We start from the raw sequence: 20,110 nt of genomic DNA on the forward strand, positions 1-20,110 counted from the left end.
CCTAAAAAACCGCCTCCCCGGCACTCCGTGGCCCACTGGACTAGAAACACCGTGCTCTACACTTACCCCACTGGACAGTGGTCGCTGGCTTTTTGGAGGCTAAGTCCCCGTCAAAAAACTTGACCCAGGGGAAGCTGCGGACCCGTTAGTGGTGGCGCGTTTCGTGACCCCGTTTAGGAAGGTGATTTGATCCGAGTCCCCGTCCAGTCAACTTGACTGGAGGTGCTCATGAAAAAGCACGATCTCAAGCAGCGTGGGCTACCGGTTATTCATGATCGCGCAGCCGGCATTGATATTGGCTCACGCTTCCATGTTGTGGCCGTTCCCGCCGATCTGGCCAAAGAATCTGTTCAAACCTACCAGGCGTTCACGGCTGACTTGGAGCGCATGGCCAACTGGCTGGTGAATCTCGGCATCACCACCGTTGCGATGGAGTCGACCGGCGTTTACTGGATTCCCGTCTACGAAATACTGGAAACGCATGGTCTCCGGGTGGTACTGGCCAACGCCCGTGAGGCTCGCGCCATGCCAGGGCGTAAAACCGATGTGAATGATGCACAGTGGATACAACGACTCCATGCTTGCGGTTTGCTGCGCGCTAGCTTTCATCCAACCCAAGAGATTTCGGCCTTACGCAGTTACTTGAGGCTGCGCGAGCGTCATCTCGACTATGCCGCAGCACATATCCAGCACATGCAAAAAGCTCTCACGCACATGAACCTGCAATTGCATCACGTCGTAGCCGATATCACCGGATTGACAGGCATGCGGATAATCCGGGCTATTGTCGCAGGCGAGCGTAATCCTTCTTCACTAGCAGCGATGAGCGACAAGCGTTGCAAGGCTGGTATTGATGTAATTGAAGCGTCATTGGTCGGCAACTACCAGCCCGAGCACGTTTTCGCTTTGACGCAGGCGCTGTCCATGTATGACGCCTATCAGGCGCAAGTCGTTGTTTGTGATCAGCAGATTGCGCAAACATTGATGGCACTCTCTCAGCAAAAGGTAGCTCCCGCCGAGCCGTTGCCAAAACCACGCCACAACACACGGCAACCCAATGCGCTCAACTTCGATGTCCGTACCTTGCTCTATCAATTGGTCGGAGTCGATCTGACGCAGATCCACGGCATCGGCCCCTATCTGGCGCTACGACTGGTCGCCGAGTGCGGCACGGATTTAAGCCGATGGCGCACCTGCCACCACTTTACCTCTTGGTTGACGCTCGCCCCCGGCTGCCGCATCAGTGGTGGCAAGGTACTTTCGGCGCATACCCGGAAAACCAAAAATCGAGTGACCGCCCACTTACGGCTTGCAGCAGTAACCGTCGGCAGAACCAATACGGCATTGGGGGCGTTCTATCGACGTCTCGCGGCTCGAATCGGTAAAGCCAAAGCCGTCACGGCCACTGCGCGAAAGATCGCCATCCTGTTCTACAACGCCATGCGTTTCGGCATGAATTATCAAGACCCGGGAGCCGATCATTACGAGCAAAAATATCGGGAGCGAGTGGTGAAAGGATTGCATCGGCGCGCGGCCGAGTTTGGTTTTACGCTACAACCGGCAGATGGTGTTTCTTAGGAAGGCCACCGCGCTCTTGATGGCCGAGGAACACGAGCGTTCGCGTTAATTGATCAGCTCCGCGCTCAAGAGCCTGTTGATCTGTTGTGCTCGGTATTTGAAGTCACCCGATCTTGCTACTACGCGCACTGCCGAAAACGTCGAATTTCCGACGTTGAGCGGCTGGTTTTACGCAGCCGAGTGGACGAACTGTTCACCCAAAGCCGCAGCGCGGCGGGCAGCCGAAGCATCATGTTCATGATGCGCGAGGACGGCATAGAAATTGGGCGCTTCAAGGTGCGTAAGCTGATGAGCGAAATGAAGCTAATCAGTAAGCAACCCGGTTCACATGCCTACAAAAAAGCGACGGTCGAGCGACCAGATATCCCGAACGTGCTGGATCGAGCGTTCACCGTATCGGCACCAAACGAAGTTTGGTGCGGTGACATCACTTATGTCTGGGCTCAAGGTCGCTGGCACTGTTTGGCTGCCGTCATCGATCTATTCGCCCGCCGCGTGGTGGGCTGGGCACTTTCAGCGAGGCCCGATTCCGACCTGGTGCTCAAGGCATTGGACATGGCCTATGAACAGCGTGGTCGGCCACAGAGCGTGCTGTTTCACAGCGACCAAGGCAGCAAATACGGCAGCCGAAGCTTCCGTCAGCGGCTGTGGCGCTATCGGTTCAAACAGAGCATGAGTCGACGGGGAAACTGCCACGACAACGCGCCGATGGAGCGGTTGTTTCGCAGTTTGAAAACAGAATGGGTGCCAACAGTGGGATACATGAGTGCTTCCCTGGCACAGCAGGATATTGGTCGGTTTTTGATGCAGCGGTACAACTGGCAACGGCCACACCAATTCAACGGCGGACTAGCGCCCGCCGTGGTTGAAGAAAAACTTAACGCAGTGTCCGGGATTAGTTGACCACTACACTTTTTCTTTTATGAAAGTTCGAAGTTCAATATTTACGGGGTATAGTGGCCCTCATTCGATTCCTGTCTCCGCACCAGAGGCCAGTTTCCAGAAGTCTATGACCGTCTCCGCACCACCTCACAAAGCCCGCCTAGTGCGGGCTTTCTTGTTCTGCCTGTCTCGTTTTGTCTATTTAATGTTGGAGTTCGGAAAGTAAATTGGCCGCAAGAAGACACCGTACATCCAGGTTGTAGGAAATCAGTTTTTTGATCCCCCTTCCTTCAAAAATCTAGGAAATTTCCGCCCGCCCCAGCGCTTGCGAATCGATCCCACGAGGCATAAATTCCTCCAGTCGCAGAAAAATCTGCGATCAGGTGTAGGAACCTGCTGGTAAACTTGGCGCATGCACTAGGCGCCCCCATCACAACGGCTGGCGTTTTTTTTCGCTTGCTGTGACGTGTCATGGCGGCTGTGCGTGGGCAGGCTTCGGCCTGGCCGGGTTCCAAGTTTCCCGGTATTCCTACCCCATGCACAGCTGCCACCCAATCCCGTAGGAAGGATCGTGGTAGCTCCAAAATCAAACTTGGAGTCTCATGCATGCCTATTCGCATTCTGAGCAGGATCCTCGCATCCGCTCTCCGCCTCGGTACGCCGGCGGCGTTTTCCACGCACCATTTCTACTCCATCTTCACGCAGGCCACCTGCAAGTCACAGGGCGGGTATCCTCATGATTGACCTTGAGCGCCTGTCTATCCTCCAGCGCTACGCCTGGACCCTTGAATTGCTCGGTGAAGCGCTCGTTCAACATGACGAAGTGCTGGAGTGTGAGCACAACCCGCAACTGAGTTTCCGCAACACAGCAGGTATTCATCAGGCCATCCGGATCATCAGCCGGCTTGCCAGTGAGCAGTGTGGCAAGTTGCTTGAACATGAAGATCCAATTTCGGGTGAGGGCGGCTGAGAACAGTTTGGTTGAACGCCATTGAATATGCCGCGCGCACAGATTAGGCGCGGCTTATCAAAGTCCTATCAATCGAACCTTTGATCAATTCCAAAAAGCACACTTCTAAAGACTCGCATCAACCAACAGCTCAGAAGGCTTGCACCCCACCGCAACTGCAATCCGCAAGATGTTGAGGAATGTGACGTTCCTTTCCCCTCGCTCGATTTTCCCCATGTGCGAACGGTCCACGCCTGCCGCGTCGGCCAGCGCTTCCTGGGACAGCGCAAGCGCCAGGCGTCGAGCCCGGATCGCTGCGCCGAGCTTTTTCAGACTGCCATCGGTATCGAGGGTTGCGGAGATTCTTGCCATGGAAAGAATCGTCCCGTTATGATGCCTATATGACCACGGTATTTACGCCCCATTCGCGCATTGCCTGGTGGCCTATATCGAGCTTCTTCCCCCTCTCTATCCAGCAAGCTGTGAAGCAGGTATCCCTATGACCGACCAAGAACGCTTGTCCACCATCCAACGCTACGCCTGGACCCTCGAACTACTCGGTGAAGCGCTCGTCCAGCATGACGAGGTGCTGGAGTGCGAGCACAACCCGCAGCTGAGCTTTCGCAACACGGCGGGTATTCATCAGGCCATCCGGATCATCAGCCAGTTGGCCAGTGAGCAGTGTGGAAAGTTGCTCAAGTCTGACGGCTGATTACTGAGCGCAGACTGTCTCCATTTGGCCATGAATTTAAATAGAACCGCTCTATATCGCCATGCCCATCAAACCGCACTTTCCCAACGTTAATACACGAAATAAAAATAACAATTATCATTGACTAATGGCCATTTGACACTATTTAAAGCTGTGCCTATAAACCCTTGCGGTCTTTTTTTGTTAAACAAAAACTGTTTAGGGGAAAGCGGCATGGATCAGGATTTTCACTTCTACGGTACTTACCACTCAGCACTGTGCGGCGGCTTCAACAAGGACGATGCAACCCTTATTGCCAAGGCAGCCAACTTCATCGACTTCTTCAGCGAGAGCACCTATGCCTCTTACTGGAGCCTGGTCAGCGACACCCAAAAATCTGCCAAGTACAACGTCGTCGCCAAGATGGACAACCCTCGCTACACCTACCAGGGCGGGTTGCTGGGCACGATGGGGGAGCCTGAAGATGGCCTGTGGTGCTCGTACCACTTCATCCCCGGCAACTACAACGACCCTGCCGGCACGCCCAGCCGAGAAGAAACCCATGGCGCCGAAGTGGCCAACTACCTGCCCAAGTTCATCAAGCGCGACACCTTCGGCGGCGAGCAGATACTGAGAAAGTACAACGCCAGCAAGGTGAAGGATCTGCAATACGGCAAGATGCTCAACCGGCCGCAAAGCGCACTCTCGCGCAGGCTTGTTCAAGATGCCGTGCTCTGCGCCACCGATGACGACCGGCTGGAGAAGATCATCAGCCTGGCCATCGGCGGGGCAGAGGTGCTGAAGGACAATCGCGCAGACGTGCTGCGCAGGTTCAGGCTGATCCTGCTGGGGGTCAGGGCGCATGTGATCGCCGACACCTGGGCCCACCAGGACCACTGCGGCCTCGACAACGTGATGAACACCTACTGGGATGCGGACTACGACCCGGACTCCTGGGAATGGTCCAAGATGGGCTACGGCCCACAGGCCATCTATTACATGGACGGCTCGTCGAAAAACTGGAACAGGAAAGTCCTGAAGTCATCGGACACCAAGGGCGTGCCGTTCGCGAACCCCAACTTCGAAGCGGCCCCCAGCGGTACCAGTTATCTGGGCCACGGCTGGCTCGGGCACTTCCCCGACTACAGTTTCGCCAAGTTCAGGTACAAGCCTTGCTGGTCCAACCCCAAGCAGATGGTCGAGCGCGATAACCCCAAGGAATATGAATCCGCCTGGCTCGAGTTGACCAGTTTGTTTTGCCAGGTAAAAACAGGCAGGAAGTTGCAGTTGGATGACCGCATCAAAGACGAAATGAGCAAAGCCCGCCAGGCCATCGAGGCCCCCTGCGACCTTACCAAGGGCACTTCGGGAAGAAAGAGTTCGGAGCTCGCCTGGAAGCGCATTCTTACCGAAAAGCCAACTTCGGAAATCAATGTGGACCTGGAGCCCGACACCCATGCGGTTCTGGAGGGCATGGTCCAGATCAGTACCGAGATCCATCGCTTCGGCACCAACTACGTGAATATCCAAAGCGATCTGTATCTGTTCCAGATTGCCGCCGACTATCACTTCCAGTTCGTGAAGCACTACGTTCAGGCCAACGATATCTATCACTTCACAAGCTCGTGGTCGCGGCAGCGGAGTACGTTGTCGGACGCCATCGTGAACCTGTTCGAGTAGCGCCGGATAACGGCTATCAACCCCCCGGCGCGATGCCGGGGGTTTGCCGTTCGGCACCGTCGCGCCATCCACCCCTTGCATTCGCCCAAGGGTCAGGAATATAGTTGACTGATTACTCAGTCTTCTTAAGCGAACCTCCCTCCATGGCACGTCCCCTCAGCCCCGAAAAACGTGAAGCCTTGCTGTTGTCTGCGATGCAGGCAGTCGCCGAGCTGGGCGTGATGGCCAGCACGTCGAGCATCGCGCGGCGCGCCGGGGTTGCCGACGGCACCTTGTTCACCTACTTCAGCAGCAAGGAGGTGCTGTTCCAGGAGCTCTACCTGCACCTCAAGCAAAGCCTGGTGACGGCCATGATGTCGGACTTCCCGGCCCAGGCCGACTACCGCCAGCGCATGGAGTACATCTTCAATCGCTATGTCAGCTGGGGCCTGAACAATGCCCTGGAGCGCGTGGTGCTGGCACGGCTGTCGGCGTCGGGGCAGGTGACCGCAGAAACCCGCGCACTGGGCGCGCAGCCGTTCCAGGCCGTGTCCAGGACGATGGAGGGCGGGGTAGAGGACGGTGTGCTGATCGACGCCCCGATCAGCTTCATTTCTTCCGTGATCGAGAGTATCGCCACCACCACCATCGAACACATCGAGAAGTCCCCGGAGGAGGCCGACGGCCACCGCCAGCTGGGCTTCCATATGCTGTGGCGCGCCATTACGGCGTAAAAGCCTTGCCTTTTAACTGAGTGATTAATCACTCACAATTTGTAACAGGAGTATCTTCATGGCTGTTCAAAAGTGGTTCATTACCGGTGCTTCGGGTGGCCTGGGCCTGGCCCTTACCGAAAAGGCGCTGGCCCAGGGGCATACCGTGGTCGCCGCAGTGCGCCGTGTGGAGGCGATGCAGGCGTTGCAACAGGCGTATCCAAAGCGCCTTCATATGGAAGCGCTCGACGTGACCGACCGCGAGCAGGTACGCGCCGTTGCCGCCCGCCATCCCGATGTGGAGGTGGTGGTCAACAACGCGGGCGGGGCGGTGATCGGTGCGATGGAAGAGATGACCGACGCCGAAGTCGAGCAGCAGATCGCGCTCAACCTGATGGCGCCGATACAGGTCACCCGCGCCTTCATGGCGGCGATGCGCGCACAGCAGCGCGGTACCTTCATCCATGTCAGCAGCGTCGGCGGCCGTACCGCCTACCCGGGCGGCTCGCTGTACCACGCGGCCAAGTACGGGCTGGAAGGCTTCGCCGAAGCGGTGGCGCAAGAGCTGGCCGAGTTCGGCATCAACACCCTGATCATCGAGCCAGGCTCGATCAAGACCGGCTTCGTGGCCAACATCCGCTGGACCGAGCAGCTCGACGCCTACAAGGGCAGTGCGGTCGGCAACCTGCGCGGGTGGATCGAACAGCATGGCGAAGACACCGCCTCGGGCGACCCGCTGAAAATGGCCGACGCCATCTACACCCTCAGCCAGCTGCAGACACCGCCGCTGCGCACCGTGCTCGGCGGGGATGCCTATGCGGCGCTGGAGGCCGGCTATGCCCGCAGCCTGGCGGACATTCAGGCACAGAAGGCGCTTGCCGAGTCTGTGATGCTGGAAGGCAAGGCCGGCTTTCGGCCCGAGTGAGCAGCCCCTCTTTTACGTTGCCCATGCGCCGCGTCGGCGCTTTGAAAAGGTTGAATGATCATGTCTGAAGTCTGGTTGATTACCGGTGCGTCCCGAGGCCTGGGGCGCGCCATTCTGGAGGCGGCGCTGCACAGCGGCGCCAAGGTGCTGGCCACTGCACGCGACATCACACGCTTCGTCGAGCTGCAGGCGCAGTACGGCGCCAACCTGGCCACGTTCGAACTGGACGTGACCGACGAACAGCAGGCCAGGCACGCCGTGGCCGAGGTCGTGCGCCGTTTTGGCCGGCTGGATGTGCTGGTCAACAACGCCGGCTTCGGCCATATCCAGCCGTTCGAGCACATCCCCACCGATGATTTTCGCGCCGAGGTCGAGACCAATCTGTTCGGCGTGGTCAACCTCACCCGTGCGGCCATCCCGGTGATGCGCGCCCAGGGCCGCGGCCATATCTTTCAGGTGTCATCGGCCGGCGGTCGCATCGCAAGCCCGGGCCTGTCGGCCTATCAGGCGGCCAAATGGGCCGTGGGCGGGTTCAGTGACGTGGTCGGCAAAGAGGTCGCGCCGTTCGGCATCCAGGTGTGCACCCTGGAGCCCGGCGGCATGCGTACCGACTGGGGCCACCAGGCCCGCAGCACGCTCACCGAGCTGGCCCCGGACTACATGGCGTCGATGGCCGCGTTCAAGGCCTTGATCGAGTCCTACGTGGGCAACGAAGTGGGCGACCCCGAGCGCATTGCACAGCTGATCGTGGCGCTGGCCGCTCGTGAAGGGCTGCCGTCGCGTCTACTGTTGGGGTCGGACGCCTTGTATGTGGTGGAGGTGGAAGAGGCCGCCCGCAGCGAAGCGATGCAGCGCTGGAAGCCGGTCAGCCTCGCGGCCGATTTCGGCACGGCACCGCCGCAATGGCCGTCGGCATGAAGCCGGCGCACCCTTCAAACTGAGCGAGGCCAGCCTACGCCATGAACATAGTGATCTTTGGTGCATCCGGCATGATCGGCAGCGGGGTGCTGCGCGAATGCCTGGCGGCGCAGGATGTGGAGTCCGTTCGCTTGATCGGGCGCTCACGCCTGAACGCCCAGCACCCCAAGCTCCGGCAGGTGGTCAGGCCGGCCTTCGCCGATAACCCGTCCACGCTGCTCGACGACGACCTGCGCGATGTGGATGCGTGTTTCTTCTGCCTGGGCGTTTCGGCGGCGGGCATGACCCAGGCGCAGTACACCCACATGACCTACCGCCTGACCCTGGCGGTGGCCCAGCGCGTGTGCGAGCTCAACCCGCATGCCACCTTCATCTACGTCTCCGGGGCGGGCGCCGACAGCAGCGAAACCAGCTCGACGATGTGGGCGCGGGTGCGCGGCATGACGGAGAACAGCCTGCTGCGCCTGCCGTTCAGGCGCGTGCACATCCTGCGCCCGGCGGTGATTCAACCGTTGCATGGGGCCACCTCCAGAACCCGCGCGTACCGTGTGTTCTACCGGTTCACCGGCCCGCTGCTGAGCCTGGCGCGTGCGCTGTTGCCCGAAAAGGTGCTGAGCACCGAGGTCATCGGCCAGGCAATGCTGTCGATCGCCCGCCATGGTGCCACCCAGCCCGTGCTCGATTCGGCGCAGATCTACCACACGGCCTTGCGCGAAAAACCGGCCCCCAACGGCGGGTGACGCGCTGGGGAGGTTGATGGCAGGCGCTGAAAAATCCGGTTGCAGATAACATATGGATATCCGTATATTCGGTTATCCATATGTAAGGGCCGCCCACAATGATTACCCCACCCGAGCTGTTCAAGAGCCTGGCCGACGAAACCCGCGCTCGCGCTGCGCTGCTGATCGCAGAGCAGGGCGAGCTGTGCGTGTGCGAGCTGATGTGCGCCCTGGGCGACAGCCAGCCCAAGATCAGCCGCCACCTGGCGCAGCTGCGTACCAGCGGCCTGCTGCTCGACCGTCGCCAGGGGCAGTGGGTGTACTACCGTCTCAACCCGCAACTGCCCGGCTGGGTGCACGACCTGCTGCAGGTGACGCTGCGCGCCAATGCCGACTGGCTCAAGGACAACACCACACGCTTGCACAACATGGACGGTCGCCCCGTTCGTGCTGCTGCCTGCTGCTGAGCCAGGAGCCCCCCGATGCTGACTGCCATCGCTGTTTTCCTGCTCACCCTGACCCTGGTCATCTGGCAACCCCGCGGCCTGGGCGTCGGCTGGAGCGCCAGCCTCGGCGCACTGCTGGCCCTGGCGCTGGGCGCGGTGTCGCTGCACGACATCCCCACGGTGTGGGCGATTGTGTGGAACGCCACCGCCACCTTCATCGCGATCATCGTCATCAGCCTGCTGCTCGACGAGGCCGGCTTCTTCGAATGGGCAGCCCTGCACGTGGCCCGCTGGGCGCGCGGCAACGGGCGCCGGCTGTTCGCCTTCATCGTGCTGCTGGGCGCTGCGGTCTCGGCGCTGTTCGCCAACGATGGCGCGGCGCTGATCCTTACCCCTATCGTCATGTCGATGCTGCTGGCGCTGCGTTTCTCCCCGGCTGCGACCCTGGCGTTCGTCATGGCCGCAGGCTTCATTGCCGACACTGCCAGCCTGCCGCTGGTGGTCTCCAACCTGGTGAACATCGTCTCGGCCGATTACTTCGGCCTGGGCTTTGGCGAATACGCAGCGGTGATGGTGCCGGTGAACCTGGTGAGTGTGGCGGCCACCTTGCTGGTGCTGTTTCTGTACTTTCGCCGCGACATACCGGCGGTGTACGAGATACAGGCACTGAAGGCGCCGGTGCTGGCGATCCGCGACCGCGCCACCTTCCGCGTGGGCGGGGGCGTGCTGGTGGCGCTGCTGGTGGGCCTGTTCCTGCTCGAGCCGCTGGGCATCCCGATCAGCGCCGTGGCGGCGGCCTGTGCAGTGGTGCTGTTCATCGTCGCTGCGCGCGGGCATGTGATCTCCACCCGGCGCGTGCTGCGCGATGCGCCCTGGCAGATCGTGGTGTTCTCGCTGGGCATGTACCTGGTGGTGTACGGCCTGAAGAACGCCGGCCTTACCGACCTGCTCACCCAGTTGCTGGACCGTCTTGCCGCCTATGGCGTGTGGGGCGCATCGCTGGGCACCGGGCTGCTTGCCGCGGTGCTGTCTTCGGTGATGAACAACCTGCCCAGCGTGCTGATCGGCGCGCTTTCGATCCACGCCAGCGAAGCCCAGGGTGTGGTGCGCGAGGCGATGGTCTACGCCAACGTCATCGGCTGCGACCTGGGCCCCAAGATCACCCCCATCGGCAGCCTGGCCACATTGCTCTGGCTGCATGTGCTGGCGCGCAAGGGCACGCGCATCACCTGGGGCTACTACTTCAAGGTCGGCCTGCTGCTGACGGTGCCGGTGCTGTTGATCACGCTTTCGGCCCTGGCCCTGCGCCTGAGCCTTTGACCATTCTGCCTGCCAAGGGGAGTACACCACCATGCGAGTTCTGTTCATGTGCACGGCCAACAGCTGTCGCAGCATCCTCTGCGAAGCGATGTTCAATCACCTCGCCCCGGCGGGCTTCGAGGCGCTGAGCGCCGGCAGCTTCCCCAGGGGGCAGGTGTTGCCGCGCAGCCTGCTGACCCTGCAGCAGGCCGGCATCAGCACCGCGGGCCTGAGCAGCAAGGGCAACGAGGCCTTCGCGGCCAACCCGCCGGATATCGTCATCACCGTGTGCGACAAGGCCGCAGGCGAGGCGTGCCCGGTGTTTTTCGGCCCGGCGCTCAAGGCCCACTGGGGTCTGGCCGACCCTTCCGAACAACCCGGCACCGACGACGAGGTGGAGGCGAACTTTCACCATGCGCTGGCGCGTATCGAGCGTCGCTGCCGGGCGTTTTTCGCGCTGCCATTCAGCCAGCTCGATGCCCACGCGCTCAAGCGTGAACTCGACCGCATTGCCACGCTCTGACCCGGAGGCCCCATGCACCACGACCTGCCCAACCTCGACCCGAGCCTGTTCGAAGGCCTGCCTACCGCCCTGCAGGCCGGCGAGCGAAAGCCGCGCATTCTGTTGCTGTACGGCTCCACCCGCGAGCGTTCCTTCAGCCGGTTGCTGACCGAGGAGGCCGCGCGCCTGCTCCAGCATTTTGGCGCCCAGACGCGCATCTTCGACCCCAGCGGCCTGCCACTGCCGGACGACGTACCGGTGGAGCACCCCAAGGTTCAGGAACTGCGCGAGCTGGTGCTGTGGTCCGAAGGCCAGGTGTGGTGTTCGCCTGAACGGCACGGCGCGATGTCGGCGGTGTTCAAGGCGCAGATCGACTGGGTGCCGCTGGCCCTCGGCGCCATTCGCCCCACCCAGGGCAAGACCCTGGCCGTGATGCAGGTGTGTGGCGGCTCGCAGTCGTTCAACGTGGTCAATCAGCTGCGCGTGCTGGGGCGCTGGATGCGCATGTTCACCATCCCCAACCAGTCGTCCGTGCCCAAGGCGTACATGGAGTTCGACGAGCAGGGCCGCATGAAGCCCTCGCCGTATTACGACCGGGTGGTGGATGTGATGGAAGAACTGGTCAAGTTCACGCTGCTGCTGCGCGACAGCCAGGCGCACCTGGTGGACCGCTACTCCGAGCGCAAGGAAACGGCGCAGGCGTTGTCCGATCGCATGCGCCAGGCGTCGATCTGACGCCAGGGCGCAACCGGCGGGCAGCCCTCAGGCAGCCCGCTCCAGCGCCCCCAGCAGGTCGACGAATTCGCGCGACAGCTTGTGCCGCGGTGCCATGTGCACCAGCGGTACCGACAGCTCGTGGGATTCGCGCATCTTCACCGAGCTGCTCAGGTACACCGGCAGCACCGGCAGCCCCTCGGCCAGCAGTTCGTCCACCAGGCTCTGGTGCAGCGCGGTGCGCGCGACGAACTGGTTGGCCACCACGCCTTCCACCTGCAGCGACTCGTTGTGGTCCTGGCGCAGTTCTTCCACCTGCTCGATCACGCTGTACAGCGCCTGGCGCGAAAAGCTGTCGCAATCGAACGGAATCAGCAGGCGGTCGGCGGCCACCAGCGCGCTGAAGGTGTAGAAGTTCAGCGACGGCGGGGTGTCGATGTAGATGCGCTCGTAGTCTTCGGACAGTTCAACCAGCAGCTTGCGCAGCTTGTTGATCTTGAACTTGCTCTCCAGCTTGGGCTGCAGGTCGGCCAGGTCGGGGCTGGCGGTCACCAGGTCGAGGTTGTCGTAGCGGGTGGGGGTGATGCACACGCGCCCGCGCTTGCTGCCCGGTGCGCTGGAGAGGGTCTGCTTGAAGAAGTCGCTGATGCCGGCCGGGATGTCGTCGCCGAGCAGGCCGGTGAGGTAGTGGGTGGTGTTGGCCTGGGGGTCGAGGTCCACCAGCAGCGTCCGATACCCTTCGGCGGCGCTGACGGCGGCAAGGTTGCAGGCGATGCTGGTCTTGCCCACGCCCCCTTTCTGATTGAATACGACACGGCGCATTGAGTTTCGAGTCCTTGTCAAAGGCCCGCTGCAACAGGGCTGCAGCGGGAACAGCATCCATACTATGACCATAAGGTTGCAGTTTTAAGACAACTGCGGGGCGGGCACCTCAGTCGGCGAGCGGGGCAACGATGGCCTTGCGGCACACCTCGATGATTTCGTCGGCCAATGGCGCATCGTCCGGGCAGGCGCGCGACAGCATGATCGCGCCCACCGCCTGGGCAAAGCGCTCGATCATCCTGGCGCGTGCGGTGTGCGGGTCTTGATCGCCGTTTTCGGCACCTGCGTGCTCGGCCCGCTTGAGCAGGCCCTCCAGGCCGTCGGCAAAGGTCGCCTTGATTGCGGCCGGCTGGCGCGCCGCGTCGCCACACAGGGCGGCCATGGTGCAGCCGGTGCTGCGTGCATCGCGGTGTTCGCGCGACAGGTAACGCTGGAAAAATTGCGCCACGTCCAGCGCTTCTTCGGCGCTGGCAGTCTTGGCCAGCCCGCAGGCAGCAGCCTCGGCCATCAGGTCTGCCTTGGAGCCGAAGTGCTTGTAGAAGCCGCCGTGGGTAAACCCTGCCGCCGCCATCAGGTCTGCCACGCCCACCCCGTCATAGCCGCGCTCGCGAAACAGTTCGGACGCGGTTTCGACGATGTGCGTGCGATTGGCTTGCGCCTGTGCCTTGGTGACCCTCATGTGCAGATTCCTCGCTGCGTGTGCCGTCAATCAGGGGCCCACTATACATTGATGTCAACCATCATCAAAACCGTTGACGATTAAGATTATGGTCATCATCATAGCGGCTCGTTACCCACCCATCGAGAGCGCAACCCCATGACTACCCTTGCCACTGTTCTCATCACTGGTGCTTCTTCCGGTATCGGCGCTACCTACGCCGAGCGTTTTGCCCGTCGTGGCCATGACCTGGTGCTGGTAGCCCGCGACAGGCCTCGCCTTGACGGGCTGGCCAGCCGCCTGGCCCAGGCTCACGGCGTGGCCGTCGAGGTGTTGCAGGCCGATCTCACCCTGGCCCAAGACCTTGCCAGGGTCGAAACCCGCCTGCGCGAAGATGCCCGCATCGGCGTCCTCATCAACAACGCCGGGGCGGCGCAGTCGGGGGCCTTCGTCGAGCAGAGCGCCGACAGCGTCACGCGCATCATCACGCTCAACACCCTCGCGCTGGCGCGCCTGGCCCATGCCATCGCGCCACGGTTGGCGCAGGCCGGGGAGGGGGCCATCGTCAATATCGGCTCGGTGGTAGGGCTGGCACCGGAGCTGGGCATGACGGTGTATGGCGCCACCAAGGCGTTCGTGCAGTTCCTGTCGCAGGGGCTGAGCCTGGAGCTCTCGCCCAGCGGCGTATACGTGCAAGCGGTGCTGCCTGCGGCCACGCGTACCGAGATCTGGGAGCGCTCGGGCATCGACATCAACACCCTGACGCAGGTGATGGAGGTGGACCACCTGGTGGATGCGGCGCTGGTGGGGTTCGATCGTCGTGAGGGGGTGACCATCCCGCCGTTGCATGACGACGCCCGCTGGACGGCCTTCCAGGCGGCGCGTCACACCCTGATCTCGGACATCCGCCAGGCCGAGGTGGCGGCGCGCTACACCGAGCTTGCCTGAGGCGGGCGCGGGCCGGCGCGCCGATGATCGGCGCCGGTGCCCGCGCAACCTGCCGGTGGCCGAACCCACAATGATAAGTCGCTGCGCCCCTGGGGCTGGATGACCTGTTCGGGCTGGTACTGCGCCGCACCGCGCGTTACGTTAGCCAGAAACAGACGGTCTACGCCTCGCGCATCACCCACAAGGGCTGGCCCACCTGCTGGCCGATGCTGCGCTGCGAAGGGCCCTGAAGGAGCCGGCACCGATGAATCAACCCCTCACCACCCAGGCGCCCAGCGTTGCCCAGCCGTTTCGCGAAGAGGCGGCAGACGGCTTCAGCCTGGGCGGCTTCACCTGGCGCCACGGCGCGGCGGACCCCACGCGGGCGGTGGTCATCATCAACGCCGCCACCTCGGTGCGCTGCCGTTTCTATTCGCGTTTTGCCGACTACCTGTTCGCCCATGGCGCCGACGTGATCACCTACGACTACCGCGGCATCGGCGAATCGCGCCCTGCCGCCTTGCGGGGTTTTCAGGCCAGCTGGTCGGACTGGGGCCGGCTGGATTTCGAGGCGATGCTCCAGCGCGCCCGGCGCGAGTTTCCCGGGCAGCCCATCGATGTGGTCGGGCACAGTTTCGGCGGTTGCGCGCTGGGCCTGGCGGCGTCGGCGGCGAGCATCCGGCGGGTGGTCACGGTGGGCGCGCAGTTCGCCTACTGGCGTGACTATGCCCCGGGCAGCCGCTGGCAGCTGCTGTGCAAATGGCACCTGGCAATGCCGCTGCTGACCCGCGTGTTCGGCTACTTTCCCGGCAAGCGCCTGGGCTGGATGGAAGACACCCCGGCCGGCGTGGTGCGCGACTGGGTGACACCCGCTGCTACCTATGAACAGCGGCCCAGCGGTCGCGCGCTGGGGGCGTTGGGCTTTGGCCAGGTGCAGGCCAGTATCCTGGCGATCAGCCTGACCGACGACCCGTTCGGTACGGTGCCGGCCATCGAGCGCCTGCTGGGCTACTTTACCGCCAGCGCGTGCACGCACCTGCGTATCGCCGCACAGCAGGTCGATGCCAAGGGGGTCGGTCATTTCGCGTTCTTTCACAGCCGCTTTCAGGCGCAGCTGTGGCCCATAGCCCTGGGCTGGCTGCGCAGTGCACAACTGCCGGCGCAGGTGCCCGGGCAGGTGATTGAACCCCAGGCATGAAAAAACGGCCCAGGCGGGCCGTTCTTGTGCAGCGGTGTGGTGTCAGCCCTTGCGTTGCAGCGGCGTGCCGGCGAACGTCACGCCGGCCAGGCCGTGCTGCATCAGCGCACGGATATTGGCGTGGTCGCTGCCCTTGGGGGTGGCCAGCACCGAGCGGTAGTGCTCGCCGAACGCCAGCAGCGCGTGCTGGTCGCTCAGGCCTTCGAGCAGTGCCAGGCCCAGGGTCTTGCACGACCCTTCGTTCTGCCCGGCGGCGTTTTCCACACCGCCATTGGTGAAGGCCTGTGGCTGGTAGGTGTAGCCCTGGGCGATGAACGCCAGCGTGTCGGCGAATACATGTTCGCCACTGTCGAGTTGGCTGCGCAGGGTGTTCAGGTCAGTCATGGGGTTTTCCTTTGGCGAACGCCGCTTGCTGTTCGGCGCTGGCTTCTTTCTGGTATTGGGTTTTCCACTCGGCGTAGGGCATGCCGTAGACCACTTCGCGTGCGTCATCCAGGCTAAGGTCGATCTGGCGCTCGTCGGCGGCGGCCTTGTACCACTTGGACAGGCAGTTGCGGCAGAAGCCGGACAGGTTCATCAGGTCGATGTTCTGCACATCGGTGCGCTCGCGCAGGTGCGCTACCAGGCGGCGAAAGGCCGCCGCTTCGAGTTCGAGTTGCTGTTGCGGGTCCATGGGGGTTCCCTTCACGGTGCAGCGGCTCATCCGGCCGCGATACGGTTCTTCAAATGGCGGCCACCGTTGATGACCACGTTGCTGCCGGTGCTGTACTGGCTGTCGAGCAGGAACATCACGGCCTCGATCAGCGGCTGGGCACCGGGTTCGAATTCAAGCAGGGCCTTCTTCAGCGCCTGCTGGCGGTACTGCTCGTCGCCGTCTTCCTTGAAGATCAGCAGGCCGGGCAGGATGGCGTTGACGCGCACGCTGGGGGCGTACTTCTCGGCGAACGACAGCACCATGTTCTGCAACGCCGCCTTGGTGGCGGCATAGCCGATATGGCTCTTGCTGCCGCGCGAGGAGGTTTCGTCGCAGATGTGGATGATGTCCGACTTGTCCAGCTTGAGCAGTTGCTCACCCAGTGCCAGGTTCAGGTGGTACGGCGCTTCCACGTGCAACTTGAACATGGTGTTCAGGTTGGCCAGGTCATCGTCGAGCCACAGGGAGGCGTTGTGGATGATCGCCCGCAGGCCGTCATAGCGGCTGCGCAGGTGGTCGATCAGGGCCAGGCGGTCCTGCTCCAGGCACAGGTCGGCCTGGAACTGCACGATGTTCGGGTGGGGCGCCTGCGCGCTGATGCTGCGGCTGGCGCTGACGACCGTGTGGCCGGCCTGCGCCAGTTTGATGGCCAGCGCGAGCCCGACTCGCTGGCTGGCCCCGGTAACAAGAATTGGGCTGTTCATGTAATGGGCGGTCAACTTCAGATATTCGCTTGGGTAGGCCCCAGCATACCCGAACTCGCCGCCGTTGCACGCCCCGGGGCGCTGCGTCAGCGGGTGCCCACGGGCGGCGCGGCAACGCTCTGCGGGGCAGGCTTGGGGTGCAGCCAGCTGGCCAGCAGGTGGGTCGACAGCGGGATGAACAGGTAGACCATCAGCGGGGTCAGGGCCAGGGTGCTCAGCAGTACCCGTGGCACCAGGCCGAGCTCGCCCAGCCAGTGGCCGAACAGCAGGTTGAAGGCCAGCGACACCGGAAAGAACGCCAGCCAGATGGCCACGGCCTGTTTCCAGCGCGGTGGACGTTGTGCCAGGGCCGGGCCGAACCAGCCGTCGATGCCGCTGACCCGGTGTTCGTGGGGCTGCTGGAACAGGCCGTTACCGCGGGCCAGCCAGGCGCTGCGCGAGGCAGAAAACTCCCAGGCATGCAGGGTTTTCTCGTCGGCGAAGCGGAAGATGATCTGGAATTCGTCGTCGTTGGGCGGCGGGGCCAGTACGCCGGAACCCAGGTAGCCGGGAAAGTCGGTAGCCAGCTGTTCGCCTTCGCGCAGCCAGGCGATCAGGTCTTCGTAGCGACCCTCGGCAACGCGGCGCGCCACCATCAAGGTAACCGGAGGGGTAGACATCGTGTATCTCCTGGTAAAAACCGGCGCGGCGGGTAGCCACGGCCATGCAACGCTGCCCGGGGTGGTGGGTGGCGTTCGAGTGTTCGTGTGGGAACGAGCAAGGATTATTCCGCAAATAAGCTGACTCGTCAGTGCTGATGTGTCGGCTGCCCGGCGCATGGTGCTTGCGGCGGGCTGGTACAAGGGGAGTAGAATTGCCTTTCACTACGCAATCACGGTCTTTACGGCGATGATCGAGCCTGATTCGGCTTCCCTCCCTGATGCTCCCCACCGCCAGGAGGAGCTTTTCCCCATCCGTGAAGTGGCGCGCCTGACCGGCATCAACCCGGTCACCCTGCGTGCCTGGGAGCGCCGTTATGGGCTGATCCAGCCGGTGCGCACCGAAAGTGGGCACCGCCTGTATTCCCAGGCCGACATCGATGACGTGCGCAGCATTCTGGGCTGGATCGAGCGCGGCGTGGCGGTGAGCAAGGTCGGCAAGATCCTTGCGCGCAACCAGGCGACCCAGCAGCAGGCCCCCTCGGCCCAGGCGCCCGGCACCCAGGCGGACTGGAAGCAGTGGCAGGTGCAGCTGCGCCAGGCCGTCAAGGCATTCGACGAGAGGCGCCTGGAGCAGGTGTACGGGCAGGTCTTCGCCAGCTATCCGCTGGTGGTGGTGTTCCAGGACATCCTGATGCCGGTATGGCACGACCTGTGCGCGGCCGGCGAGGCATTCGGTGCGCAGAGCGAGTGGCTGTTTCTCGATGGCTTCCTGCGTGCCCGGGCCTTGCAGCGCCTGCAGCTTACCCGCGAGCAGCAGGAGGTAAGCGTGGTGCTGGCGGCGATGCCAGGGCATTGCCGCGAGCTTGAGTTGCTGGTGGCGGCCCTGATGCTGGGCAGCAGCGAGGTGGTGATCAGGGTGTTGGCCGTGGGGCAGCCGCTGGAGGAACTGAGCCTGGTGTGCGAGCGCATGGCGCCGCAGGCACTGGTGCTGTTCTCCAACCATTCACCGACGGCCGAGCTGCCCAAGCGCTTGATGCGCCTGGCCCAGGGCCTGGATTGCCCGTTGCTGTTCGCGGGGGAGGCGGCGGAGCTGGCCCAGGATGCGCTGATGCGCTCGCAGGTGGCGTGCCTGGGCAGTGAGGGGCGCTTGATGCGTCGGCGCCTGCAGCAGTACCTGGCAGAGCACCTGGATACCTGAAACCCCTTCGCCGGCAAGGCCGGCTCCTGCAGGCAGTTGCAACCCTGCAGGGGCCGGCGTTGCCGGCGAAAGCCGTGCTGCGATGTTAATCCGGATGCAATTCGGGATGCGCCAACCGGTGCTGGCGCAGGATGTACTGGCGCAACCGCTCGATCTCTTGGGGTTGGTGCTGGCTCAGCCGATACGCTGCCAGCCCGTCGGCCGTCTTGCGCTGCAAGGTGCCCTGCAGGTTGATCGGCGCGTCGGCCTCGGGGCTGAACCACAGGTTGAAGGTCTTGGGCGGCTTGCGATTGCGCGGTACCTGCACCAGCACACCGCGAAACGACATCTCGCACACCTTGAGGTCGGTGCTCAGGCCCAGCTCGTCGTCCAGCGCAACCGGCGGCTCCAGCGTGAGGCGCCAGGGGCGCATCATCGGCCCGTCTTCATAGATGCTCGGTGCGCCCAGTTGCAGGCTCACCGCATGGAACTCGTCTTCCACCAGCTGCAGTGGAAAGCTCATCTGCTGGTTCTCGAAATTCGCCTGCAGGGTCACCTGCTCCTGGGCCACCAGCCGGGTCAACAGTTGCTGCACCTCGCTGCCGCCATCAAGGCGCAGGCTGGAGGTGACGTCCGTCAGGTTCAGCTGTGGCGAACGGTGCATGGTCTGAATGAAATCCAGCTCATCCTGGGTCAGGAGGGCATCTGATTGCATGGGCGAACTCGGCAATTTCAATCGGGAATCATTTCTTCGTGGGTGATGGACAACGATTCGCTGGCTTTGTTAAGACCGTCCGTCGGGTTTCTGCGCGTGGAGCTTGGCGTACGCCCGGGCCAGTTCCTGCTCCAGTTCCAGCACCCGCTGCTCGGCGGCCACCTGGCGGCTCACGTCCTTCTGGATGCCGATGAAGTACTTGAGCTGGTCGGCCTCGTTGAACACCGGGGTGATCGACAGCTCGTTCCAGAACGGCGTGCCGTCCTTGCGGTAGTTGAGCAGCACTTCCCGGCATGGCTGGCCGCTGCGGATGGCGTCGCGGATGCGTGCCCGGGCCGCATCGTCGCGCGGCTCGCCCTGCAGGAAGCGGCAGTCGCGGTACAGAATGTCGTTGGCCGCGTAGCCGGTCAGGCGTTCGAAGGCCGGGTTCACATAGATCAGGATGGTGTCGTCGTCGCCTTCCTGTTCGGCTACCACGATCCCGTCGTTGGAGGCATCAATCATGCGTTGCAGCAGCTTGGCGTTGATCATCGTGTCGAACCGAATGTGAAAGGGGCACCCAGGCGAAGGATTCTAGTG

Annotated in this window: 25 protein-coding genes and 1 pseudogene; 17 read left to right on the forward strand and 9 right to left on the reverse strand. The window is 62.7% G+C overall.

Annotated features, from left to right (window positions below; genetic code table 11):
• Nucleotides 1–228 precede the first annotated feature (228 nt).
• The 3 genes and pseudogenes from DN387_RS00200 (at nt 229) to DN387_RS00210 (ending at nt 3,430) form a co-directional block, all read left to right on the forward strand.
• Complete coding sequence (locus DN387_RS00200; RefSeq protein ID WP_054914899.1) at nt 229–1,578, forward strand: IS110 family transposase; 1,350 nt, start codon at nt 229–231, stop codon at nt 1,576–1,578.
• A pseudogene (locus DN387_RS00205) lies at nt 1,579–2,481 on the forward strand (IS3 family transposase); the annotation flags it as partial.
• 715 nt (nt 2,482–3,196) lie between these two features.
• Nucleotides 3,197–3,430: a hypothetical protein gene (locus DN387_RS00210; RefSeq protein ID WP_054914898.1), complete on the forward strand. Its 234-nt coding sequence runs from the start codon at nt 3,197–3,199 to the stop codon at nt 3,428–3,430.
• Nucleotides 3,431–3,535: 105 nt separating this feature from the next.
• On the opposite strand, the gene DN387_RS00215 is transcribed toward DN387_RS00210, so the two are convergent.
• The gene (locus tag DN387_RS00215; RefSeq protein WP_054914897.1) at nt 3,536–3,781 is read right to left on the reverse strand and encodes a helix-turn-helix domain-containing protein; all 246 of its coding nucleotides are present in this window, start codon (nt 3,779–3,781) and stop codon (nt 3,536–3,538) included.
• Nucleotides 3,782–3,908: 127 nt separating this feature from the next.
• Between DN387_RS00215 and DN387_RS00220 the strand changes: the two genes are divergently transcribed.
• The 10 genes from DN387_RS00220 to arsH all read left to right on the forward strand — a co-directional run bounded on the left by DN387_RS00220 (nt 3,909) and on the right by arsH (nt 12,016).
• Entirely contained in the window at nt 3,909–4,121 is a 213-nt protein-coding gene (locus DN387_RS00220; RefSeq protein WP_054914896.1) for a hypothetical protein, read from the forward strand.
• 213 nt (nt 4,122–4,334) lie between these two features.
• Nucleotides 4,335–5,780 carry a DUF6765 family protein gene (locus DN387_RS00225; protein ID WP_054914895.1) on the forward strand — a complete coding sequence of 482 codons (1,446 nt, stop codon included), beginning with the start codon at nt 4,335–4,337 and terminating at the stop codon, nt 5,778–5,780.
• 143 nt (nt 5,781–5,923) lie between these two features.
• A complete protein-coding gene (locus DN387_RS00230; RefSeq protein WP_054914894.1) occupies nt 5,924–6,493 on the forward strand; it encodes a TetR/AcrR family transcriptional regulator in 570 nt (189 codons plus the stop codon).
• Nucleotides 6,494–6,551: 58 nt separating this feature from the next.
• Entirely contained in the window at nt 6,552–7,397 is an 846-nt protein-coding gene (locus DN387_RS00235; RefSeq protein WP_054914893.1) for an SDR family NAD(P)-dependent oxidoreductase, read from the forward strand.
• A 60-nt stretch (nt 7,398–7,457) separates the two neighbouring features.
• Nucleotides 7,458–8,315, forward strand: coding sequence for an SDR family NAD(P)-dependent oxidoreductase (locus DN387_RS00240; RefSeq protein ID WP_054914930.1), 858 nt, complete (start codon nt 7,458–7,460; stop codon nt 8,313–8,315).
• 41 nt (nt 8,316–8,356) lie between these two features.
• Nucleotides 8,357–9,055 (forward strand): epimerase, encoded by a 699-nt coding sequence (locus DN387_RS00245; protein WP_054914892.1) that lies wholly within the window; start codon nt 8,357–8,359, stop codon nt 9,053–9,055.
• A 98-nt stretch (nt 9,056–9,153) separates the two neighbouring features.
• Nucleotides 9,154–9,501 (forward strand): metalloregulator ArsR/SmtB family transcription factor, encoded by a 348-nt coding sequence (locus DN387_RS00250; protein WP_043860440.1) that lies wholly within the window; start codon nt 9,154–9,156, stop codon nt 9,499–9,501.
• A 15-nt stretch (nt 9,502–9,516) separates the two neighbouring features.
• Nucleotides 9,517–10,800, forward strand: coding sequence for an arsenic transporter (locus tag DN387_RS00255; protein ID WP_054914891.1), 1,284 nt, complete (start codon nt 9,517–9,519; stop codon nt 10,798–10,800).
• A 31-nt stretch (nt 10,801–10,831) separates the two neighbouring features.
• The gene (locus tag DN387_RS00260; protein WP_043860438.1) at nt 10,832–11,302 is read left to right on the forward strand and encodes an arsenate reductase ArsC; all 471 of its coding nucleotides are present in this window, start codon (nt 10,832–10,834) and stop codon (nt 11,300–11,302) included.
• A gap of 12 nt (nt 11,303–11,314) precedes the next feature.
• Nucleotides 11,315–12,016, forward strand: a complete 702-nt coding sequence (gene arsH / locus DN387_RS00265; RefSeq protein WP_043860437.1) for an arsenical resistance protein ArsH — start codon at nt 11,315–11,317, stop codon at nt 12,014–12,016.
• A gap of 27 nt (nt 12,017–12,043) precedes the next feature.
• On the opposite strand, the gene DN387_RS00270 is transcribed toward arsH, so the two are convergent.
• Together DN387_RS00270 and DN387_RS00275 are read right to left on the reverse strand one after the other, a co-directional pair.
• Nucleotides 12,044–12,817 carry a ParA family protein gene (locus DN387_RS00270; protein ID WP_054914890.1) on the reverse strand — a complete coding sequence of 258 codons (774 nt, stop codon included), beginning with the start codon at nt 12,815–12,817 and terminating at the stop codon, nt 12,044–12,046.
• Nucleotides 12,818–12,926: 109 nt separating this feature from the next.
• Nucleotides 12,927–13,496 carry a TetR/AcrR family transcriptional regulator gene (locus tag DN387_RS00275; protein ID WP_054914889.1) on the reverse strand — a complete coding sequence of 190 codons (570 nt, stop codon included), beginning with the start codon at nt 13,494–13,496 and terminating at the stop codon, nt 12,927–12,929.
• 138 nt (nt 13,497–13,634) lie between these two features.
• Here DN387_RS00275 and DN387_RS00280 point away from each other — a divergent pair, with 138 nt between their 5' ends.
• The 3 genes from DN387_RS00280 (at nt 13,635) to DN387_RS00290 (ending at nt 15,600) form a co-directional block, all read left to right on the forward strand.
• On the forward strand, nt 13,635–14,423 hold the full coding sequence (locus tag DN387_RS00280) for an SDR family oxidoreductase (RefSeq protein WP_054914888.1): 789 nt from the start codon (nt 13,635–13,637) through the stop codon (nt 14,421–14,423).
• An 89-nt stretch (nt 14,424–14,512) separates the two neighbouring features.
• Nucleotides 14,513–14,653: a nucleotidyltransferase family protein gene (locus DN387_RS00285; RefSeq protein WP_156326212.1), complete on the forward strand. Its 141-nt coding sequence runs from the start codon at nt 14,513–14,515 to the stop codon at nt 14,651–14,653.
• Between the two features lie 14 nt (nt 14,654–14,667).
• Nucleotides 14,668–15,600 (forward strand): alpha/beta fold hydrolase, encoded by a 933-nt coding sequence (locus DN387_RS00290; RefSeq protein WP_054914887.1) that lies wholly within the window; start codon nt 14,668–14,670, stop codon nt 15,598–15,600.
• Nucleotides 15,601–15,642: 42 nt separating this feature from the next.
• On the opposite strand, the gene DN387_RS00295 is transcribed toward DN387_RS00290, so the two are convergent.
• The 4 genes from DN387_RS00295 to DN387_RS00310 form a co-directional block, all read right to left on the reverse strand.
• Nucleotides 15,643–15,984: a HopJ type III effector protein gene (locus DN387_RS00295; protein ID WP_054914886.1), complete on the reverse strand. Its 342-nt coding sequence runs from the start codon at nt 15,982–15,984 to the stop codon at nt 15,643–15,645.
• Nucleotides 15,977–16,273, reverse strand: coding sequence for a DUF1244 domain-containing protein (locus DN387_RS00300; RefSeq protein ID WP_043860431.1), 297 nt, complete (start codon nt 16,271–16,273; stop codon nt 15,977–15,979). The genes DN387_RS00295 and DN387_RS00300 overlap by 8 nt, the downstream gene beginning before the upstream one ends.
• 26 nt (nt 16,274–16,299) lie before the next feature.
• Entirely contained in the window at nt 16,300–16,998 is a 699-nt protein-coding gene (folM, locus tag DN387_RS00305) for a dihydromonapterin reductase (protein ID WP_054914885.1), read from the reverse strand.
• Between the two features lie 86 nt (nt 16,999–17,084).
• Complete coding sequence (locus tag DN387_RS00310; RefSeq protein WP_043860429.1) at nt 17,085–17,657, reverse strand: antibiotic biosynthesis monooxygenase; 573 nt, start codon at nt 17,655–17,657, stop codon at nt 17,085–17,087.
• Nucleotides 17,658–17,886: 229 nt separating this feature from the next.
• Between DN387_RS00310 and DN387_RS00315 the strand changes: the two genes are divergently transcribed.
• Nucleotides 17,887–18,837, forward strand: a complete 951-nt coding sequence (locus DN387_RS00315) for a MerR family transcriptional regulator (RefSeq protein ID WP_054914884.1) — start codon at nt 17,887–17,889, stop codon at nt 18,835–18,837.
• A gap of 85 nt (nt 18,838–18,922) precedes the next feature.
• Here DN387_RS00315 and DN387_RS00320 read toward each other — a convergent pair whose 3' ends face one another.
• Both DN387_RS00320 and DN387_RS00325 read right to left on the reverse strand, forming a co-directional pair.
• Nucleotides 18,923–19,531: a hypothetical protein gene (locus DN387_RS00320; protein ID WP_043860427.1), complete on the reverse strand. Its 609-nt coding sequence runs from the start codon at nt 19,529–19,531 to the stop codon at nt 18,923–18,925.
• Between the two features lie 69 nt (nt 19,532–19,600).
• On the reverse strand, nt 19,601–20,062 hold the full coding sequence (locus DN387_RS00325) for a PAS domain-containing protein (protein ID WP_054914883.1): 462 nt from the start codon (nt 20,060–20,062) through the stop codon (nt 19,601–19,603).
• Nucleotides 20,063–20,110: the final 48 nt, after the last annotated feature.

This window comes from Pseudomonas sp. FBF18, assembly GCF_024261405.1.
In the GTDB taxonomy this organism is placed as follows: domain Bacteria; phylum Pseudomonadota; class Gammaproteobacteria; order Pseudomonadales; family Pseudomonadaceae; genus Aquipseudomonas; species Aquipseudomonas palmensis.

Coding starts and splice junctions, on each gene's coding strand:
- DN387_RS00200 (WP_054914899.1), top strand. CDS start 229: ATGAAAAAGCACGATCTCAAGCAGCGTGGGCTACCGGTTATTCATGAT.
- DN387_RS00210 (WP_054914898.1), top strand. CDS start 3,197: ATGATTGACCTTGAGCGCCTGTCTATCCTCCAGCGCTACGCCTGGACC.
- DN387_RS00215 (WP_054914897.1), bottom strand. CDS start 3,781: ATGGCAAGAATCTCCGCAACCCTCGATACCGATGGCAGTCTGAAAAAG.
- DN387_RS00220 (WP_054914896.1), top strand. CDS start 3,909: ATGACCGACCAAGAACGCTTGTCCACCATCCAACGCTACGCCTGGACC.
- DN387_RS00225 (WP_054914895.1), top strand. CDS start 4,335: ATGGATCAGGATTTTCACTTCTACGGTACTTACCACTCAGCACTGTGC.
- DN387_RS00230 (WP_054914894.1), top strand. CDS start 5,924: ATGGCACGTCCCCTCAGCCCCGAAAAACGTGAAGCCTTGCTGTTGTCT.
- DN387_RS00235 (WP_054914893.1), top strand. CDS start 6,552: ATGGCTGTTCAAAAGTGGTTCATTACCGGTGCTTCGGGTGGCCTGGGC.
- DN387_RS00240 (WP_054914930.1), top strand. CDS start 7,458: ATGTCTGAAGTCTGGTTGATTACCGGTGCGTCCCGAGGCCTGGGGCGC.
- DN387_RS00245 (WP_054914892.1), top strand. CDS start 8,357: ATGAACATAGTGATCTTTGGTGCATCCGGCATGATCGGCAGCGGGGTG.
- DN387_RS00250 (WP_043860440.1), top strand. CDS start 9,154: ATGATTACCCCACCCGAGCTGTTCAAGAGCCTGGCCGACGAAACCCGC.
- DN387_RS00255 (WP_054914891.1), top strand. CDS start 9,517: ATGCTGACTGCCATCGCTGTTTTCCTGCTCACCCTGACCCTGGTCATC.
- DN387_RS00260 (WP_043860438.1), top strand. CDS start 10,832: ATGCGAGTTCTGTTCATGTGCACGGCCAACAGCTGTCGCAGCATCCTC.
- arsH (WP_043860437.1), top strand. CDS start 11,315: ATGCACCACGACCTGCCCAACCTCGACCCGAGCCTGTTCGAAGGCCTG.
- DN387_RS00270 (WP_054914890.1), bottom strand. CDS start 12,817: ATGCGCCGTGTCGTATTCAATCAGAAAGGGGGCGTGGGCAAGACCAGC.
- DN387_RS00275 (WP_054914889.1), bottom strand. CDS start 13,496: ATGAGGGTCACCAAGGCACAGGCGCAAGCCAATCGCACGCACATCGTC.
- DN387_RS00280 (WP_054914888.1), top strand. CDS start 13,635: ATGACTACCCTTGCCACTGTTCTCATCACTGGTGCTTCTTCCGGTATC.
- DN387_RS00290 (WP_054914887.1), top strand. CDS start 14,668: ATGAATCAACCCCTCACCACCCAGGCGCCCAGCGTTGCCCAGCCGTTT.
- DN387_RS00295 (WP_054914886.1), bottom strand. CDS start 15,984: ATGACTGACCTGAACACCCTGCGCAGCCAACTCGACAGTGGCGAACAT.
- DN387_RS00300 (WP_043860431.1), bottom strand. CDS start 16,273: ATGGACCCGCAACAGCAACTCGAACTCGAAGCGGCGGCCTTTCGCCGC.
- folM (WP_054914885.1), bottom strand. CDS start 16,998: ATGAACAGCCCAATTCTTGTTACCGGGGCCAGCCAGCGAGTCGGGCTC.
- DN387_RS00310 (WP_043860429.1), bottom strand. CDS start 17,657: ATGTCTACCCCTCCGGTTACCTTGATGGTGGCGCGCCGCGTTGCCGAG.
- DN387_RS00315 (WP_054914884.1), top strand. CDS start 17,887: ATGATCGAGCCTGATTCGGCTTCCCTCCCTGATGCTCCCCACCGCCAG.
- DN387_RS00320 (WP_043860427.1), bottom strand. CDS start 19,531: ATGCAATCAGATGCCCTCCTGACCCAGGATGAGCTGGATTTCATTCAG.
- DN387_RS00325 (WP_054914883.1), bottom strand. CDS start 20,062: ATGATCAACGCCAAGCTGCTGCAACGCATGATTGATGCCTCCAACGAC.